Annotated in this window: 14 protein-coding genes and 1 pseudogene; 7 read left to right on the forward strand and 8 right to left on the reverse strand. The window is 42.8% G+C overall.

Features of this window, described 5'->3' with window-relative positions; genetic code table 11:
* Nucleotides 1-302: 302 nt before the first annotated feature.
* The gene (locus FUT79_RS10115; RefSeq protein ID WP_044635007.1) at nt 303-2,471 is read left to right on the forward strand and encodes a DUF4954 family protein; all 2,169 of its coding nucleotides are present in this window, start codon (nt 303-305) and stop codon (nt 2,469-2,471) included.
* Nucleotides 2,472-2,535: 64 nt separating this feature from the next.
* Here the strand turns inward: FUT79_RS10115 and FUT79_RS10120 are convergent, their stop codons facing one another.
* The gene (locus FUT79_RS10120) at nt 2,536-3,885 is read right to left on the reverse strand and encodes an ATP-dependent 6-phosphofructokinase (protein ID WP_024752427.1); all 1,350 of its coding nucleotides are present in this window, start codon (nt 3,883-3,885) and stop codon (nt 2,536-2,538) included.
* A gap of 119 nt (nt 3,886-4,004) precedes the next feature.
* The gene (locus tag FUT79_RS10125; protein WP_024752426.1) at nt 4,005-4,376 is read right to left on the reverse strand and encodes an IS3 family transposase; all 372 of its coding nucleotides are present in this window, start codon (nt 4,374-4,376) and stop codon (nt 4,005-4,007) included.
* A 113-nt stretch (nt 4,377-4,489) separates the two neighbouring features.
* Between FUT79_RS10125 and FUT79_RS15895 the strand changes: the two genes are divergently transcribed.
* The 3 genes from FUT79_RS15895 to FUT79_RS10140 all read left to right on the forward strand — a co-directional run bounded on the left by FUT79_RS15895 (nt 4,490) and on the right by FUT79_RS10140 (nt 6,584).
* Entirely contained in the window at nt 4,490-4,831 is a 342-nt protein-coding gene (locus FUT79_RS15895) for an ATP-binding protein (protein WP_187426525.1), read from the forward strand.
* A 98-nt stretch (nt 4,832-4,929) separates the two neighbouring features.
* Nucleotides 4,930-6,153, forward strand: a complete 1,224-nt coding sequence (locus FUT79_RS10135) for a GNAT family N-acetyltransferase (RefSeq protein ID WP_024752424.1) — start codon at nt 4,930-4,932, stop codon at nt 6,151-6,153.
* Nucleotides 6,154-6,173: 20 nt separating this feature from the next.
* Nucleotides 6,174-6,584 carry an SRPBCC family protein gene (locus FUT79_RS10140; protein WP_044634894.1) on the forward strand — a complete coding sequence of 137 codons (411 nt, stop codon included), beginning with the start codon at nt 6,174-6,176 and terminating at the stop codon, nt 6,582-6,584.
* 572 nt (nt 6,585-7,156) lie between these two features.
* Here the strand turns inward: FUT79_RS10140 and FUT79_RS10145 are convergent.
* The 6 genes and pseudogenes from FUT79_RS10145 to FUT79_RS10170 form a co-directional block, all read right to left on the reverse strand.
* A complete protein-coding gene (locus tag FUT79_RS10145) occupies nt 7,157-9,265 on the reverse strand; it encodes a ribonucleoside triphosphate reductase (RefSeq protein ID WP_024752423.1) in 2,109 nt (702 codons plus the stop codon).
* Entirely contained in the window at nt 9,255-9,722 is a 468-nt protein-coding gene (nrdR, locus tag FUT79_RS10150) for a transcriptional regulator NrdR (RefSeq protein ID WP_024752422.1), read from the reverse strand. Before nrdR ends, FUT79_RS10145 begins: the two co-directional genes overlap by 11 nt.
* Nucleotides 9,723-9,964: 242 nt before the next feature.
* Nucleotides 9,965-10,897, reverse strand: a pseudogene (locus tag FUT79_RS10155) (IS3 family transposase); the annotation flags it as partial.
* Complete coding sequence (locus tag FUT79_RS10160; protein ID WP_148889635.1) at nt 10,888-11,160, reverse strand: transposase; 273 nt, start codon at nt 11,158-11,160, stop codon at nt 10,888-10,890. The gene FUT79_RS10160 and the pseudogene FUT79_RS10155, both read right to left, overlap by 10 nt.
* A 500-nt stretch (nt 11,161-11,660) precedes the next feature.
* A complete protein-coding gene (asnS, locus tag FUT79_RS10165) occupies nt 11,661-13,082 on the reverse strand; it encodes an asparagine--tRNA ligase (protein ID WP_148878873.1) in 1,422 nt (473 codons plus the stop codon).
* Between the two features lie 66 nt (nt 13,083-13,148).
* Complete coding sequence (locus FUT79_RS10170) at nt 13,149-15,296, reverse strand: methyl-accepting chemotaxis protein (RefSeq protein WP_044634950.1); 2,148 nt, start codon at nt 15,294-15,296, stop codon at nt 13,149-13,151.
* Between the two features lie 486 nt (nt 15,297-15,782).
* Here FUT79_RS10170 and FUT79_RS15145 point away from each other — a divergent pair, with 486 nt between their 5' ends.
* The 3 genes from FUT79_RS15145 (at nt 15,783) to miaA (ending at nt 18,417) form a co-directional block, all read left to right on the forward strand.
* Nucleotides 15,783-16,070 (forward strand): hypothetical protein, encoded by a 288-nt coding sequence (locus FUT79_RS15145; RefSeq protein ID WP_187426487.1) that lies wholly within the window; start codon nt 15,783-15,785, stop codon nt 16,068-16,070.
* 245 nt (nt 16,071-16,315) lie between these two features.
* Complete coding sequence (locus FUT79_RS10180; protein ID WP_024751951.1) at nt 16,316-17,512, forward strand: glycoside hydrolase family 3 N-terminal domain-containing protein; 1,197 nt, start codon at nt 16,316-16,318, stop codon at nt 17,510-17,512.
* Nucleotides 17,509-18,417: a tRNA (adenosine(37)-N6)-dimethylallyltransferase MiaA gene (miaA, locus tag FUT79_RS10185; RefSeq protein WP_024751952.1), complete on the forward strand. Its 909-nt coding sequence runs from the start codon at nt 17,509-17,511 to the stop codon at nt 18,415-18,417. Before FUT79_RS10180 ends, miaA begins: the two co-directional genes overlap by 4 nt.
* Nucleotides 18,418-18,486: the final 69 nt, after the last annotated feature.

The raw sequence follows: 18,486 nt of genomic DNA on the forward strand, positions 1-18,486 counted from the left end.
AAGTTTTCTGAGTTTTTAGAAATTTCCTTGTGTCTATTTTGAATGAACACTTACAAATTAAATCTTGAAAAATATGTATCGAGTTACGAATTTTGATACGTTTGTTTTATTATCAGTGTCAACCGTATAAGTTTTATTGTCTTTAATCTGTGATAATTTCACCCCTATAAGTTTTATTGACGATATTAAAAAAAAATCTTGATACCAAATTTATATAATGAGATAAAAGTGCATGGGTTATAGTCGGTTGCATCGGTGTAAATGATATAAAGATAGAAATAATCAATCAGATGGAGGGTGTTATGGGAAAACTGCATGTGTTGCCTGCAGATAGTTTTGGACTAAATTTCATTACAAAAGAATATATCCCTGTCGGAGAAGATGAATATTATCTTCGCTTTAAACAAAACTCGGAAAAAAATCACCGCTGGCGCGCGCTCACGTTAGGAGAGCTTGAATCTCTTATCAAAAACGGTAACTCTTGCACTGATTGGAATAAAATCTTAGTAGAAGATCCGTTTAACGCGCATCTGATCAAGAATTCCTTTTTTGCCGGTCTTGTGCGGATTTCAGCTTTAGAAGAAAATTATTTAAAATATCATGATTTTACCGTACCGACCGGCATAACAAATAGTAAAATTATTTCCTCCGACATCGGCAAAAACTGTGCAATTCATGATTGTGCTTACATCTCTCATTATATCATTGGAGATCATGTTATTTTAAGCAGAATTGATGAACTTTGTGCTACAAATCATGCAAAATTCGGGGAAGGAATTATCAAAGAAGGAGAAGATGAATCTGTACGAATAAGTATTGAGGTGGTTAATGAAGCGGGAGGCAGAGAGGTTTTACCCTTTGCGGAGATGATTCCCGCTGATGCGTTTTTATGGGCACGATATCGAGACAATAAAAAACTTATTGAAAGATTTAAGAAAATAACTCAGGAGCAGCGGGATAATAGACGAGGATACTACGGAATAATCGGTAGCGAGGCTGTTATAAAAAGTTGCTGTATTATTAAAGATGTCAGCTTCGGGGAATCCGTCTACGTAAAAGGTGCAAATAAGTTAAAAAACTTGACGGTAAAATCATCCTCCAATGAACCAACCCAAATTGGTGAGGGCGTGGAGCTGGTAAACGGTATTATCGGTTTTGGATGCAGAATTTTTTACGGCGTCAAAGCGATACGTTTTGTACTGGGCAATAACTCGGCCTTAAAATACGGAACACGTTTTATCCACTCAATACTCGGGGACAATTCCACTATTTCTTGTTGTGAAGTTTTAAACTCTCTTATTTTTCCTTATCATGAGCAGCACCACAATAATTCATTTTTGATTGCAACCATGATACAGGGACAGTCAAACATGGCAGCCGGCGCAACGGTCGGCTCAAATCATAATACCCGCGGCAATGACGGAGAGATTATTGCCGGCAGAGGTTTTTGGCCGGGACTTTCAAGTACTTTAAAACATAATTGTAAGTTTGCATCTTTTGTGCTTCTTAATAAAGGAAACTATCCGTCTGAACTGAATATAAGCTTTCCGTTTAGTCTTGTCAGTGAAAATGCTCAAAAAAACAGACTTGAAATAATGCCGGCTTATCACTGGATGTATAATATGTATGCGCTCATACGCAATAACAAAAAATTTGCGACTCGAGATAAACGCATTACAAAAATTCAAAAGATAGAAACAAATTGCTTTGCTCCCGATACTGCGATGGAAATGGAGGATGCAATTGCAGAACTTAATTCGCTTATTGAACAAACCTGGCAGAAAGCGGGGAATCCGTTCCTTTCCGCGAAAAAAATTATTGCATCGCATGAAGCGGAGATAAGAAACATGCTGATTATTGTGCCAAATGCGGAAAGATTAAAAGAAAGAGAGAGTGTTTTATTAAAACCTATTGAAGCATGGCATGCGTATCATGATATGCTTATCTGGTATGGGGTCAAAACACTTTTTGATTTTTTTGAAAAAGAACATTGCTCAATTAAAAAATTTGAGCATATAACACTTGAAGAAGTTGAACGAAACTGGGTAAATATGGGCGGGCAACTTGTCCCTGAAAAAAAACTTTTTGCACTTATGGATAGAATAGCAAACGGAGACTTTTTAACCTGGAATCAAATACACGAGGAATACGAGGTGTTATATGCGCAATATCCTTATGATAAGGCGGAAAATGCGTATGCCGTACTTTGCCGAATTAAAGGAGTATCAAAACTAACCAAAGAGCTTTGGAATGAGTATATTGATGAATCTCTTCGGATAAGAAAATTTATTGAAGAAGAGATTCTTAAAACAAAACTCAAAGATTACACTAATCCTTTTAGAGATATTACGTATCGTAATAAAGCCGAACGGGATGCCGTACTCGGGAAGGTTGAAGACAATCCGATAATACAAGAATCAAAGATTGAAACAGAGTATTTTTTTTCTCAAGCGGAAAAAATGCGATTATAGGTTTAGAACATTTGCTAAAATCTTTTTCAAAACACTGATAGGAAAATGAAACTCCGCTTAGTTTTTAGTGCTTTTTTTCAAAATTCAAAGCATTTTTCATAACAATCGGCTGACCTGTGGCATCAAGGGCGTCTCTCCAGAGCGACCCTTCAGGATCGACGTACTTTCGTTGACTTACAACAACATCAATCGGTAGATGCACAAATTTATTGTGTACAAGTCCGACAATCATCTTTGTTTTTCCGCACATAGCAGCATGCACCGCGTTATTACCTAAGCGTTCGCAATAAATTGAATCTATGGGCGCAGCAACAGCGGATCTGATTTGGTAGCTTGGATCAATATATTTTAAATTGATGTGCATATCAATCAACTTAAAATATCGCTCAATGGCTTCTTTTAAATGAAGCCCGATATCCGCCAAACGTTTATTGCCGGAAGCGTCTGTTGCATTTTTACTTTCCATTATATCTTGTCCCGCACCCTCGGCAACTACGATTACTGCATGGTGACGAGCTAAAAGTCTTTTTTCAAGATGTTTTAAAAACCCGTTTTCTCCTTCAATATCAAAGGGAACTTCAGGGATTAAGACAAAATTCGTTTCGTGGCTTGCAATTGCGGTATGTGTGGCAATAAAACCTGACTCTCTTCCCATTAATTTTACAAGTCCTATTCCGTTTATTTGAGAATGTGCCTCCATATGGGCGGCAGCAACCGCCTCTGTCGCTTTTACAACAGCTGTATCAAAGCCGAATGATTTTTGAATAAACGAAAGATCATTATCAACTGTTTTAGGGATACCGACAACCGCTATCTTCAATTTTCTGCGTTCAATTTCTTCGGCGATTTCCTTCGCTCCCTTTTGACTTCCGTCGCCGCCGATAACAAAGAGTATGTGCAAATTTAATCGTTCAATGCCGTCAACAATATCCGTAACTCGATTGCCGCCGCCACGAGACGTCCCCAATAATGATCCGCCTGTTCTGTGACAGTCATCAACAACATCGGGGTTTAACGGAAGAATATCAAAACCGTAATCGTATAAAAGCCCTTTAAATCCGAATTTAATACCGCTTATCCTTTTGACGCCGTATCTGCGCCAAAGGCAGCGAACAATAGAGCGAATAACATCGTTTAAACCGGGGCATAAGCCGCCGCAAGTGATAATCCCCGCATGAACATGGTTAGGGTTAAAAAAAATCTTCTCTCGCGGCCCTGCCCGCTCAAGCAGCTTTGTTCGATCAAAAGGACCGATTGCTTCATTTATTTTTGAATCAAGTGGATAATGTATGTATTGATCATCATACACATAATTCGGAATATAATCCCCTGAAGTATTTGATAAATGTATTGGAGAGTGAATTTTACATTCTCCCAATGATTCAATTGAAAAATTAAGACTGTCTATATTCATATTTTTCCTTCCTTATAGTACGTTTTGATGCGCGAAACCTATTAAAGTATACCGATAAGCATAAAAAAGCACAAGCAGTTTGTACTGACCCCCATTTTTTGGACACGAAAGTTATTTTTTTAAGCAACCTGCGTTCTAAAATCAACAGGTGACTTCCAACCCAATTTTTTTTGAATTCTTTCATTGTTAAAGAATTCAATGTACTTACCTATAAGTTCTTCCATCTGTTTATAAGTGAGTAATCCATTTTCCAATGTACCATAATAACCACTCTCACACTTAATGGTTCCAAAAAAGTTTTCTATACAGGCATTATCCCAACAGTTTCCACGCCGGCTCATGCTTTGTATCATTCCAAGTTCAGTGAGTTTTTCTCGGTACGCATGTGATGTATACCGTTGCTCCTTGATCGCTATGTAGCAGGACTCCTTCAAGACTATATTTTTCGGCTCGGTGCGTAACGGTGTCAACAGCAAGTTGTGCATCCACATGCCGTGAACACCTCACACCCATACGTGTGAACACTCTGCCTACATAATGGCAGACGGGATGCGGATGTAAGCATTCCCATGGTAAACTGCCCACCGTTGCTCAATTCCAAACGATGTTTTGCCGGTCACTCCAACGTAACCAGGCAAAACTCGTAGGCGAACCAAAGGTAGATTACGGTGCGGAAAACGGGATAATTGATATTGCAGTTAAAAGCAGAGATGAAAAAATAAGCATAAGTATAACCGATTACGGAAAGGGATTTTCTCACGAAGATTTGCAAAAATCAAAACAACAATTTTACCGCGGAGATAAAAGCAGAAACTCACCCAATCACTTTGGTATCGGTTTATATATCGCCGATCAAGTTGCAAAGCAGCACCAAGGGAATTTATCACTTTCAAACTGCACTCACCATCCCGGAGCCGAAGTCGAAATATCTATACCTATAAATTAGCCTCTACAAATTGCCCCTGTAAAAAAAACTCTAGTCCACTCAGTGAAAAAATTTTATTGATGTGATATAATACTCGAAATTAAACACACGAGGATTTTATGAGTAGAAGCGAGATAAGAGAAAGGCTGAAGCTACGACAAGTTACAAAAAAATATTTAAAGCAATTTAATGCGCTATTGCGTTATGCGTTTCAAGTAACAGATAAAGAACTGCAAAGTATCGGCTGGGAGGACGAAGAGATTCGAAAATCCAAGTCTCCGATATTTGATAAGGCAAAGGTATTCGGCTGGTTTGACGGCAGCAAGCTTGCATCGCAGGTAGTAATTTTTCCAATGAGGATGAATATACACGGAAAGATTTATGATATGGGCGGCATCACCGGCGTCGCGACATATCCTGAATATACAAAAATGGGATTGATGCACGAGCTCATTATAAAATCACTTAATGACATGCGCGAAAATCATCAAAGCATTTCACTTCTATATCCGTACTCAATTCCCTTTTATCGTAAAATGGGGTGGGAAATTATTTCCGATAAGATGAGTTATACTATTAAAGATACACAGCTGCCAAAATATGTAAAAGTTTCCGGCATGGTTGAGCGGGTTGATGATGACAACGCTGACTACCGTGAGCTGCATAATCGCTTTTGTTTAAAACGGCACGGAATGTTGCTGCGAGATGAGCTTGCATGGGAAGAATATTGGCGCTGGGATTCGGATGATGTTATCGTTGCTCTTTATTATGATGAAAACCATGTTGCACAAGGATACATTGTCTATTTATTGGAAGAAGAAGTTTTTAAAATAAAAGAATTGGTGTATCTAAATCAGGAAGCCCGCCATGCTTTGTGGAATTATATCGGCGCGCATTTTTCGATGGTCGATAAGGTTAAGGGTTATAATTACGCAAATGAGCCGATGGCGTTTTTGCTTGAGGACAGCGAAATCTCGGAAAACATCCGCCCATATTTTATGGCGCGCATTATTGACTTTGAGCAATTTATTTTAGATTTCCCTTTTGCTGCCCGCTTCGATAAATACAAACTGCATTTTATTATCGATGATCCGATGGCCGAGTGGAATTGCGGAAGCTTTTCCGTTACATGGGATGCCGCAGGAAAAACACAGTGCACGCGCGGCGGCACGGAAGGGCTTGAGGTTACGCTTTCAATCCAAACGCTTTGCACTATGCTGATGGGATACAAGCGCCCTTCATATTTGCGCCGCATTGAAAGAATTACCGCAAACGATGACGCTATTGATTTGCTCGAAGATATAATCCCCGTCGAGCAGCCGTATTTTAGCGATTATTTTTAAAAGGGGGAAAAACCGCACCAATGGCAAAATCAAACTTTAAAGCCACAATCCAACAGCCTATCAAAAAAGTTTGGGAGACGGTAACGGATCTTAAAAATTATTCGTGGCGAAGCGATATCGAAAAAATTGAAATTATAAGCGACAAAGAATTTATTGAATACACAAAAGACGGATTTAAAACCGTCTTTACCACAACAGTATTTATGCCGCATGAGCGCTGGGAATTTGATATGGAAAATAAAAATATAAAAGGTCATTGGGTTGGACTCTTTTTTGACCATGGAGACAAAACAATGATTGATTTTACCGAAGATATTCAGTGCAGGAAATTCTTTTTAAAACCTTTTTTTAAGATTTTTATCGACCGCTATTTACAAAAACAGCAGCAACACTATTTTCAGGATTTACAACGGGAGTTGGAAAGAAAGTAAAAGAAAAACAATAAAAGCTGCAAAATCAAACTTTGGGAATTCTACGAGAAAAGATCTCAACACAGCCTAACGGTTGGTAATTTAGCATAGGAATGTTTAAAGCGGTAAGCGTTATTGTTGATACATTCTTTAGTAGTAACTTAATTACAGAATGTTTTCTCCTCTTGTGCAAATTGCGTGAAATTTAGAAATTACCCCGATTTTGCCTGCCGCACATAACAATTTCTCTTAAGAGAAAAATGAGTTGCGGTTAAAGAAAAAGCATTTCGCGGTCAATACAAAACTGTAAAATTGAACCTTTTAAACTCGCAGCCACTGTAAACAAGAATAGCAAACATTACATTCAGAACCGCCACGGACGGCGGTAGTTCCAAACAGAAGCGACGTTTTAAAGCAAAGTAATTTGCAAAGCTTTAAAACTCGCAAGGCATAATTTTGACAAGGACGTCAAGATTAAGTCGTGGTGGTTCCAAACAGACGGTTTAGTTTTTGCCATGGATGGCAAAAACTAACCTGGACTCTTTTTTAAGAAAACTAAATTCTCACCGGGAAAAGAGTACTGCGCTCGGATTTTAGCTTTTTGCTTTTTCCTGTTCGAGTTCGGCTAAGCGCTGTTCAAGTTCGGCAATGCGTTCTTGTTTGCAGTGCGGGCATTCAAACTGTTCGCCTTCGAGGTAGCCGTGTTTGGGGCAAATCGAGAAGGTGGGCGAAATTGAAAAATAGGGGATTTTATAGGTTGAGGCAACCGCTTTGACCAAGTCTCTGCATGCTTGCCAGTCTTTGATGGCTTCGCCGAGGAAGATGTGAAAAACAGTGCCGCCGGTGTATTTTCGCTGCAGGCTTTCCTGATGGTCGAGGGCATCGAATACGTCGTTTGTGTACATGACGGGAAGCTGGCTTGAGTTGGTGTAGTACGGGTCATCCTCGCCTGAAGCGATGATGTCGGGGAACTGTTGTTTATCGTGACGGGCAAGCCGGTACGAGGTGCTTTCCGCCGGAGTTGCTTCAAGGTTAAAAAGGTCGCCGGTTTCTTCCTGAAAGTCGGCAAGCCGCTGCCGCATATAGGTTAACACCTTTTCCGCAAATGCCTTTCCCTCGGGGCTTACAATATCTTTTCCGAGGAAGTTGAGGCAGGATTCATTCATGCCGCAGATTCCGATGGTAGAAAAGTGGTTGTTCAGGTGTTTCAGGTACCGCTTGGTGTAGGGGAAAAGTCCGCCGTCAAGCAGGCGCTGCACCACTTTGCGCTTCATTTGCAAACTTTGTTTTGCAAGCTGCAACAGATAGTCAAGGCGGGCAAAATAGTCGTTTTCGGTTTTTGCAAGATAGCCGATTTGCGGCATGTTCAGGGTTACCACGCCGATTGAGCCGGTAAACTCATCGGAGCCGAAAAGCCCGCCGCCGCGTTTGCGCAGTTCTCGTTTATCAAGCTGCAGCCGGCAGCACATGGAGCGCACATCGCTCGGGTTTAAATCGGAGTTAATAAAATTCTGGAAATACGGAGTGCCGTATTTTGCCGTCATTTCAAACAGCAGTTTTGCATTCGGGCTGTTCCAGTTAAAATCGGCGGTTATATTATAGGTCGGTATCGGATACTGAAAACCGCGCCCCGCCGCATCTCCTTCAAGCATCAGCTCAATAAAAATTTTATTGATAACGTCCATCTCTTTTTGGCAATCGCCGTAGGTAAAGGCTTGCTCTTCGCCGCCGATAACTGCGGGAGTGTTTGCCAGATCCTTCGGGCAAACCCAGTCAAGGGTAATATTGGTAAAAGGGGCCTGACTTCCCCAGCGGCTCGGCGTGTTTACTCCGTAGATAAAACTTTGCAAACATTGTTTTACCGCTGTTTCATTGAGCGCATCGCTGCGGACAAAGGGCGCGAGGTAGGTGTCAAAGGAACTGAATGCTTGTGCGCCCGCCCACTCGTTTTGCATGATGCCGAGGAAATTGACAATTTGCTGAATGAGGGTGGAAAGGTGTTTTGCCGGTTTTGAGGTAATTTTATCGGGGACGCCGCCTAACCCTTCCTGTATAAGCTGGCGAAGCGACCAGCCGGCGCAGTAGCCCGAAAACATTGATAAATCGTGAATATGAAAGGCAGCCGTTTGATGCGCTTCGGCAATTTCGGGACTGTAGATATTTTTGAGCCAGTAATTTGCGGTAAGCGTGCCGGAATTATGCAAAATTAACCCGCCGAGGGAGAAGTTGACATTGGCGTTCTCGTTTACCCGCCAATCGGATTGACTGAGATAGCCGTCCATTGTTTCGTTGATGTCAAGCATGAGCTTTTGTGCGTTCCGAACCGCCTCCCGCTTTGCCCGATATAAAATATAGGCTTTTGCAATCGGCGCCTCGTTTTCGGCGATTAGGGTGGTTTCCACCGTGTCCTGAATTTCCTCGATTGCGGGAATAGAGTTCGCATGGCGCCCTGAAAGGAAGGTTTTTAAGTTTTCGATAACTTTTTCTGTTAGCCGCTCCGCCTTTTCAGGGTTTTCCGCCCCTTCCGCCGCCGTAATTGCTTTGGAAATTGCAGCGGTAATCTTGTTTTTATTAAATGCCTGAATTTCGCCCGAGCGTTTTACAACCGAGCGCAGAAAGGGTTTTTCTCGTTCAAATCCGCCTTCCAAAAGAGGTTTCCATTCAGGGAACACCGTTTGTCTGCTTTCTTGTTTAATTTCCATAATTATCTCCTATTTGTTTTACTTCATTGACAAATTCTTCGAGGTTGGTGAATTGCTTATACACCGAGGCAAAGCGAATATAAGCTACCTTATCAACCGAGTACAGCCGCGTCAAAACCATTTCGCCAAGGCGGGTGCTTTCGATTTCGTTTGAGCCTTTGCTTGCCATCACTGCACTGTCTTCTATTTCGGTTACAATGTTTTCGATGGTGGTCATCGAAACCGGCCGTTTTTCTAACGCACGCTGAATACCGCGCTCAAGTTTTTTGCGGTCAAAAGGCTCCCGCCGCTGATCGCGCTTAATAACCATAAAAGGTTTTTCTTCGATTTTTTCATAGCTGGTAAACCGGTACCCGCAGGCAAGACATTCCCGCCTGCGCCTGATACAATCGCCTTGTGCAAGCGTGCGGGATTCCATCACCTTATCATCAAAACTTCCGCAATGGGGACAGCGCATTTTTAAACTCCAAAATATAGTGTTTTTATTAGTATTTTTGCATAATAAACACTATATTTAGTGTTGTCAAGAGAAAGGGTGAAAATTGGCAGATTTTAGACACGATGATGCGTTGTATTAAGGGGCTGCTGCCCCTTAAACCCCGCTTTGGTGTGCTGCGCACCAGCGGTTGGAGGTCTTGTAAAATTTATTGTTTGGAAATGTCAATATCAGTTCAGTATTTTTATCCCCTAAATGTATGTTCAAGCCACTCCATTCTTTTTCTTTGTGACTTTCAGCCGATACAATGTCGGCGGCAAACCATCCTCATTGACCGTACTGATTCTTTTCCGGTTGTAATAGACCATGGTGTATTGCCATACAAGCGTTTTCACTTGTTCCCGCATCATCTTTGTTGTATCGATTCTATATAAAAGTTCTTTCTTTAGTGTTGCAAAAAAACTTTCCATGCGCGCATTGTCATAACATTTTCCAACATCACTCATGCTTTGGATAGCTCTGAATTTTCTAAGCGTTTGTTTATACGCTATGCTTGTAAATTGGCCTCCGGCATCACTGTGAACTATGACTCCGGCTCCAAGCTGCCTCATTTCAAACGCTTCGGTTAGTGCTCGTATGCACAACTCTTTTTTCATATTACTATCCATCGCAAGCGAGACAATCTCTCCGCCACAGGCATCGAACATCGGACAGATGTATAATTTTCCGTCAGCGCAGGGAACTTCTGTTATGTCCGTGAAGTAGAGTGTATCCGGTTCTGATGCATAAAAGTTTCGCTTTACTAAATTTTCAGGTCGTTGCGCTTTTTTATCCGCTTTGGTAAGTCCGTCAGGACTTCTGCGGCTTTCATGCAGGAGATTTCCCTTTTTCATGGCATTTCGTACCGTCGCATACGACTTGGGATTGCCTCGCTGTTTAAGAGCGCTCACCATTCGCACAACGCCATAATTATCATTGTAATAATCTTCCTCGATAATCTTATGTATTTCGGCCAGAAGAAGCTGCCAGCGTTTCGGTTTATTACGATTTTGTTTCCATTTGTAATAGCCTCTTTCGCTGACGCCTAACGCTTTGCATATCGACAAAACCGGATGGCTTTTTTTGCCGTCGGCATTTTCATACGTGTAAAAAATATATGCAAAGATAGTGCTTTTTTTCACTTCTTTCAGCCCTTCACGAAAAAAGCGAGTGCGCCTTGCAAGATTTCGTTGGCTTCTTTGAGCTCTTTGATTTCGCGTTGGAGCTGTCTCTCTCGCTCATCCAAAACGATAGCTTTTGCCGTTGCAGCTCCGTCGCTTGCTTTATAGCGATTTTTCGTTTTTCGCCAATCGGTCAGCGTCCCGTATGAAATACCGAGATTCTTCGCCGATTCTTTTGTGCCGATTTCATCAGACAGTTGTAATGCCTGCTGTTTAAATTCTTGACTATAACGTCGCATAGTATCCTCCTACTATTCCCTATTATATACCTTAGGGGCTTTTTTGACTGTACGTTTATTATATCCTTCCAGTTTTCAGTTGTGGTGGGCACGCAATAGTGGATGTGTATTGTGGAAGTTCTCAGCGGCTGCTGCGCAGGGCTTTGCAGGCTTATGCTTCGCATTAAGGGCTTGGGCAGCCCTTAGACCTGCCGTTTTATGCGTTGCATTAAGGGGCTGCTGCCCCTTAGACCCCGGATTGCAGGTGCTGCTGCGCAGGGCTGGTTGCGCGTATGCTTCGCATGCAGGGCGTTACGGCACCCCTGCACTGGAGGGATGTAAATTTCAGGACGGGCATGGATAGTGGTGATTCCGTGCAGGAGCGATGTTTTAAAGCAGGACTGATTGCAAAGCTTACCGGATTTAAGCATCACTATGGTAAATTGCTCACCGTTGCGCCGTGTCGAACTCTTTTTATAAGAAGAAAATCTTGCCGCTTTGCTTTTTGCCGGTTTTTGCGGTTAAAAGTCTGCAAGTTTTGTTGCGCGGGGGAAGGGGATTACATCGCGGATGTTTCCCATGCCGGTAACATAGAGCAGTAAGCGGTCAAAGCCGAGTCCGAAGCCCGAGTGGGGCACGGTGCCGTATTTTCGTAAGTCTAAGTACCACCAGTAGTTTTCTTTTGCAAGCCCGAGCTCATTAATTCGTTTTTCAAGGGCTGCGTAGTTGTCTTCCCGTTCGGAGCCGCCGATTATTTCCCCTAAGTACGGTACCAGTACGTCCATTGCGCGCACTGTTTTTCCGTCCTCGTTCATTTTCATGTAAAAGGCTTTAATTTCTTTCGGATAATCGGTTACAATGACCGGCCCCTTAAAGACGGTTTCGGTTAAATAGCGCTCGTGCTCGGTTTGTAGGTCGCAGCCCCAGTAGGGCGTAAACTCAAAGGCGGATTTGTTTTTTTCCAACAGCGCAACAGCTTCCGTGTAGGTAATGCGTGTAAAGGGCGTGGTTACTACCTTTGTCAGCATATCGATCAAACCGTTTTTAATGCGCGAATCAAAAAAGGCTAAATCCTCCCGGCATTTTTCCAAAGCCCATTTCAGTAAATGCACTACAAACTGCTCGGCCAGGTCCATAGTCTGTTCCAAATGGAAGAAAGACATTTCAGGCTCAATCATCCAGAACTCCGACAAATGGCGCGTGGTGTTTGAGTTTTCGGCGCGGAATGTCGGCCCGAAGGTGTACACGCGCGAAAGGGCGGTGGCATAGGTTTCCAGCTCAAGCTGTCCCGAAACAGTGAGGTTTGCCTCTTTTCCGAAAAAGTCCTGCGTGTAATCGACTGCAAAGGTTTCGGGGTTTGTTTTTTCTTTTAAAGCTTTTTGCACAATTTCTTGAATATTCAGCGTGGTTACATGAAACATTTCTCCCGCGCCTTCACAATCGGAGCCGGTAATAATCGGCGTATGTACATACTGAAATCCGTGTTCCTGAAAAAAACTGTGCACGGCGAAAGACATTTGATTTCGCATCCGCGCAACTGCGCCGAAGGTATTGGTACGCGCCCGCAAATGCGCAATTTCGCGCAAAAACTCAAGCGAGTGATTTTTCTTTTGTAATGGATAAGAGTCTACCGGCGCTTCACCGAAAACCAGAATGCTTTCCGCCTGTACTTCTGCCGCCTGTCCCGAAGCGGGGGATGGGACTAATTTTCCTTTTGCACAAACCGATGCCCCCGTACTGATACGTTTTAATTCTGCTTCCGTTTCGGCGCTTATTCCGCGCTCCCTATCAAAAGTTATTTGAATTGAACCAAAACAGGAGCCGTCATTTACTTGCAGAAAAATTAAATTCTTTGTTTCGCGCTTGGTGCGCACCCAGCCGTACACGGCAATTTCCCGTCCGTCAGGTTCAAAAGTTAAAATCTCTTTAATTAAATTAATCATAGAAAACGATAGTATGCTTTTTTTGCCGCTTGGTCAAGCCGTGCGTTTGGGGTGAAAAAATGCGTGTTATTCAACTTTGAACTTTGTCATTTCATCGGTTAATTTTTTGATGCTTGTGTTGGTTTCCTTTGTAACGCTTTCAACAGTATACGCCGCTTCATTGATTTGTCCTGTACCGGCGGACATTTCACGCACGCTGTTGTTTATAGTTTCCGCAATCTCTGTTAAATTTTTCATTTTAACAAGAACTTGATTGCATTCATCTCGTAGTTCAAATGAGCCGTTTTTTACTTCATCGGTGATGCTGTTAATCTCAGATACCGCTTGTAATACCTGTGCGCTGCCCTGCCTCTGTTCATACATGGCGTTCATGATAACTTCTTCCTGATTTTTAACCGCAGTAGTTAAATCAAAGCTTTCTTGAAATAATTTTTCCGCTCGGATTGAATCAGCGGCAACAGCATCAATTTTTGTTTTAAGTTTTTTTAAAACAGCGGTTATGTTTTTCCCTTGCGAGCCGGACTCTTCGGCCAGTTTTCGTATCTCATCGGCAACCACGGCAAAACCTTTTCCCGCCTCTCCCGCATGAGCGGCTTCAATTGCAGCATTCATGGCTAAAAGGTTTGTTTGACTTGCAATATGCTGGATAACATTGCCTGCCTCAATCAAACTATCAGACTCGTTGCTGATTTCTTGCGTAACTGCTGCCGAATTCATCGTAGTAAGTTTTACTTCTTCTGCCTTATCCTCCAGCTTTTTGATAAGAAGGCTGTTTTTTTCAAGGATACGCGTAACAGATTCTATATTTGCGACAATCTCTTCGATAGCCGCCGATGATTCGGTTACCGCCACCGCCTGTGTATCAATCTTTGCGCTCAAATGTCCTAAACCTTTTGTCATATCTTGCATAGTATCTGTTGTCTCATGGATGCTTGTAGCGTGGTGGATGACCTTATTGTTTACCCCATTGATGTTCACGGTAATCTGTTTTATGGCTCCTGCCGTTGATGCGGTGCTGTCTGAAAGGATGTTGCCGCTTTGTGTTAATAACTCAATAGTGTGTAGCACTGTTGTAAGACTTTCGCGAATTTTTTTTATGGTTTGATTGAATGCTATAGAAAGTTGCGCTATCTCGTCATTGCCCTGCACCGGTAAGGATACGGTTAAATCGCCTTCACCTTCAGAAATATCGGTTAAATGGGCAGCTGTTTGTCGTATGGGCTTAACAATTCTTTGTGTAATCAAGGCTATAAGGAGCCCCGCAGCTGCAAGTAATACAAGTGTGATGATGATTATGGATCGGATAATATCAATATACATTGCAAACATTTCCGACTCTTCCATAAATGCTATAATTTTCCAGTCCAAGCCTTTAATTACATGAATGTTTACTACCCATTTTTTCCCGTCCATCATAATGGCTGCGCCACCGGATTCAATATCCTGTAGCTTGGCAAGGTCGGCGCTTCCGGAGTCTTTAAGCGTTTTAAAATTTAACTGCGGATGTTTAGGATCTGCAAGGATTGTACCGTCATCTTGTACAAGTATTATATGTCCGGTGTTTCCTATTTTTGTTTCGCCTATCATTTTTGTCAAGTTATCTAATGTAACCTCAATGGTCATATTTCCCACCATTTGTCCTGAACTTGAAAAAATTGATTTTGACAGACAGACGACAACTTTACCTATTGTTGAGCGGTAGGCTTTTGTGATGATAGTATTTCCTTTTGCCGCCGTTGCCAGCTCGTACCAGCCTCGCTTTCGGGGGTCGTAGCCGGCAGGCATCTCGCCGTCAAACGATGTGGCATATCCTCCCCAAATAGTTCCCATACAAACTTCGGCATATTCAGGAAACGCATCATAGAACTGCTTGTATAGCTGCACCATTCTTTGCTCGGTTTCGCTTTTGACGGTATCGCTTACTTTTATATCATGCGTATCGGCGGTATACGTATGAAGAGAAGAATCGGCATTTTTTGAATAGGGATGCTTTGACAACAAGGTTAAGTTTTTGTCGGTGTTTTCAATAAAGGCGAATATACTATTTCCTATATGCGATAGTTCCGCCGATGCACTTTTATGAAAAGAATTACGCGCATTTGTTTTAAGCTTAATGCCGATCGTAATAGCGGTAACAAGCATGAGAAAAATGCAAATAGAATAAAAGACACCGTAAATTCTGGCAGAAATTGATACTCTAAATCGTGAATTCATAACAACCTCCTGATATTTAGCTTTATGTATTTAGAAAATACCGGAAAATACTCATAGCGTAATTAGGCGTTCTATTATTGCATACAAGAAAAAAGATGATCGACGTACCTCACAAGATATATCAAAAGTATTGAAAAAACAAGGAAAAAAAGATAAGAGAGACAGGGCTTACGCGTGCACAAGGGGCGGCTCCCCATTGAACCCCGGAAAATTCCAAGCGATGGTTAAAAACTGTCGCACCTTTTGAATAGGAGTTTTTAAAAGCTATTGTTGGTATAACGTTTTGTAATTAACTTCCATATGTATTAATCAAAGCATCAACACTGTTTTGTAAAATTGAAGCTTTAAAACTCGCAGGTTTAGTTTTTGACACGGACGTCAAAATCAGAACAATGTAAAACGATGTTTAAAAACTACCACACCGACATAAATAGGAGTTTTTAAACTCGCAGCACTGATTTAATCAAGAATACTAAAAATCAGGGCGTGGCGGTGGTTCCATACAGCAGCGATGTTTTAAAGCAAAAGTATTTGCAAAGCTTTAAAACTCGCAGGTTTGGTTTTACCACAGACGGCAAAATCAGAACGGGCACGGACGCCCGTGGTTCCAAGCAGAAGCGATGTTTAAAAGCATCAACACTGTTTTGTAAAATTGAAGCTTTTAAACTCGCAAGGTATAATTTTGCCAAGGACGTCAAAATCAGAACTGCCACGGATGGCAGTGGTTCCACGCAGAAGCGACGTTTTAAAGCAAAACAATTTGTAAAGCTTTAAAACTCGCAGGGTTGGTTTTGACATGGACGTCAAAACCAACCCGTAGTGTCGAACTCAGAACTGCCACGGATGGCAGTGGTTCCAAGCAGAAACGAAGTTTTAAAAGCACAAATTTTTTCTAAGTGCTTTTAAAACTCGTGGTTTAGTTTTTGACACGGACGTCAAAACCAAACCGTTGTGTCGGAATCTTTTTAATAAAAAAGCGCCCCTTGTGTAAGCGCCTCTAATTTCTTATAGTAGAGCGCATGAGAAAATACGGCGGTTTGTGGGCGTTTTTTTTGTTTTTTGCGGTCGGCAGTGCGGCGGCACAGGATGGGCTTGTCGGCTTTGTGTCGAGTTTGCCGGCAGAGCAAAAGGCAGCGCAGGTTTTGATGGTAAGTATCGACGGTAAAAATACGTTTGATTCTTCTTCAAAGAAGTTTTTTAATCGGTTGGTGCCGGGAGCGGTGTTGTTGTTCGGTTTTAATATTGCCGACACGCCGCAGGGTGTGCAAAGTTTTTTGCGGGACTGTACAAAGGGCTTTGCAGAAAATGCGGAAAAACATCGGGTTGAGTTTATTCCGCCCCTGTACGCAACCGATAATGAAGGCGGCGCGGTGTATCGGTTGAAAAAGATTCAGTCGGCGCTTCCTTCGGCGCAATCGGCGGCGGAAGCGTTTTCGTCAGCCGAGGCAAAAACTCTGTATGAGGCAACCGCCGCCCAAACCGCAATTATCGGCATCCATTTAAACCTTGCCCCCGTTGCGGAATGCAGTGCTGCCGAAACGCTGCAAACCTTAGGCGCCCGCACTTTTTCTGAAAGCCCCGAAAAAAACGCTGCCTATGCGGCAAGCTTTGTAGCCGGCATGCAAAAAGAAGGCGTGCTTGCAACGCTCAAACATTTTCCCGCAACCGGCAATTCAGATCCGCATAAAGAAAAATCAACCCTATCGGTTTCCCGATCTGAATTGAATACCCGCGTTGAACCGTTTAAAAAAATAATCGAGTCCGCCACGCCTGCCGCCGTGCTTGTCTCGCACACCAATGTTTTGTGCATTGAAGATGTTCCCTTTTGTTTTTCCAAAAAAGGCATTGAGCTTTTGCGCAAAGACTTACGGTTTTCCGGGCTGATTATTACCGATGATTTGGCAATGCGGGCTTTAAAAGAGGGCGGGCACACCACCGCCGACAATGCCCTTAGAGCCTTAAAGGCAGGCTGCGACATGCTCATGTGCTCCGAAAAAGGAATTCATGCGATTGTTCAAAAAATTGCCGAAGAAGCAAAAAGAGATTCCGAGTTTGCAGCTCGGCTTGATGAGGCGGTGCTGCATGTTTTGCAGGCAAAGCAAAAGGCAGGGCTTATCTGCGATACAGGGAAGGCGCTGCCGCAGCCCGCGCCTGATTGGCAGCGGTATCAAAAAGCAAAAGAGCGGGCAACGGAGGTGCTGAAAAAACTGCCATGAAATACAATGTCAGCTTTAGCCGAAATGAACACAATATGGCGGTGGTGCTCGGCGCAACCGCAACAGGCAAAACCGCCTTTGCAGTAGAACTTGCCCACTCATACGACGGCGAAATTATTTCCGCCGACTCGCGGCAAGTATATCGCAACCTTAACCTCGGTACCGGAAAAGACTTACACGAATACGGCACCCTACCCTATCACCTCATTGATATCTGCAAACTTGATGAAGAGTACAATGTATTTCAGTTTCAAAAAGCGGTGTATCGGCTGATTCCGGAAATAGAAAAAAGAGGAAAGCTGCCGATTGTCTGCGGCGGCACCGGCTTATATCTTGATGCCTTGCTGCGAAACTACGAACTTATTCCGGTTCCGATAAACGAGGCGCTGCGGGAATCTTTACACGATACAAGCATGGACGACTTGCGCACAATGCTTTTTTCATTAAAGAGCAAAGAAGCGATTCACAACAAAACCGATTTGGAACAGCGCGACCGGCTGTTACGCGCAATAGAAATTGCCTCTTTTTATAAAGAGAGTCCGAATGCGCGCGCCGCGGCGGAAAAAGAGCGGCCGCATATGCAACCGAAGGTATACGGCATACGCTTTGAACGAAGCGCACTGCGCAAAAGAATTTACACACGGCTTGTCAACCGCATCGAAGCCGGCATGATTGAAGAGGTTGAAGCTATTCATCAAAACGGGTATTCATGGGAAAAGCTTGAAAGTCTTGGACTTGAATACCGATTCACCGCCGAGTATTTACAAAACAAAATCCCTTCAAAAGAGGCATACATCGATACACTTTTCCGCGCCATCTGCCAATTCGCAAAACGCCAAGAAACATGGTTCCGCCGTATGGAAAAAAACGGCGTGCACATACACTGGCTTGAAGGAATTTCGTGATAAAAGAGTTTTGCCTAATGCTCCAGCGTAAACAGGCAAAACTCGCAAGTGAAGCAAAAGGAAAGTACC

The organism is Treponema phagedenis, from assembly GCF_008153345.1.
GTDB lineage: Bacteria > Spirochaetota > Spirochaetia > Treponematales > Treponemataceae > Treponema > Treponema phagedenis.

Excerpts from the sequence above, each read along its gene's own strand:
- FUT79_RS10115 (WP_044635007.1), top strand. The coding sequence starts at position 303 with ATGGGAAAACTGCATGTGTTGCCTGCAGATAGTTTTGGACTAAATTTC.
- FUT79_RS10120 (WP_024752427.1), bottom strand. The coding sequence starts at position 3,885 with ATGAATATAGACAGTCTTAATTTTTCAATTGAATCATTGGGAGAATGT.
- FUT79_RS10125 (WP_024752426.1), bottom strand. The coding sequence starts at position 4,376 with ATGTGGATGCACAACTTGCTGTTGACACCGTTACGCACCGAGCCGAAA.
- FUT79_RS15895 (WP_187426525.1), top strand. The coding sequence starts at position 4,490 with ATGTTTTGCCGGTCACTCCAACGTAACCAGGCAAAACTCGTAGGCGAA.
- FUT79_RS10135 (WP_024752424.1), top strand. The coding sequence starts at position 4,930 with ATGAGTAGAAGCGAGATAAGAGAAAGGCTGAAGCTACGACAAGTTACA.
- FUT79_RS10140 (WP_044634894.1), top strand. The coding sequence starts at position 6,174 with ATGGCAAAATCAAACTTTAAAGCCACAATCCAACAGCCTATCAAAAAA.
- FUT79_RS10145 (WP_024752423.1), bottom strand. The coding sequence starts at position 9,265 with ATGGAAATTAAACAAGAAAGCAGACAAACGGTGTTCCCTGAATGGAAA.
- nrdR (WP_024752422.1), bottom strand. The coding sequence starts at position 9,722 with ATGCGCTGTCCCCATTGCGGAAGTTTTGATGATAAGGTGATGGAATCC.
- FUT79_RS10160 (WP_148889635.1), bottom strand. The coding sequence starts at position 11,160 with ATGCGACGTTATAGTCAAGAATTTAAACAGCAGGCATTACAACTGTCT.
- asnS (WP_148878873.1), bottom strand. The coding sequence starts at position 13,082 with ATGATTAATTTAATTAAAGAGATTTTAACTTTTGAACCTGACGGACGG.
- FUT79_RS10170 (WP_044634950.1), bottom strand. The coding sequence starts at position 15,296 with ATGAATTCACGATTTAGAGTATCAATTTCTGCCAGAATTTACGGTGTC.
- FUT79_RS10180 (WP_024751951.1), top strand. The coding sequence starts at position 16,316 with ATGAGAAAATACGGCGGTTTGTGGGCGTTTTTTTTGTTTTTTGCGGTC.
- miaA (WP_024751952.1), top strand. The coding sequence starts at position 17,509 with ATGAAATACAATGTCAGCTTTAGCCGAAATGAACACAATATGGCGGTG.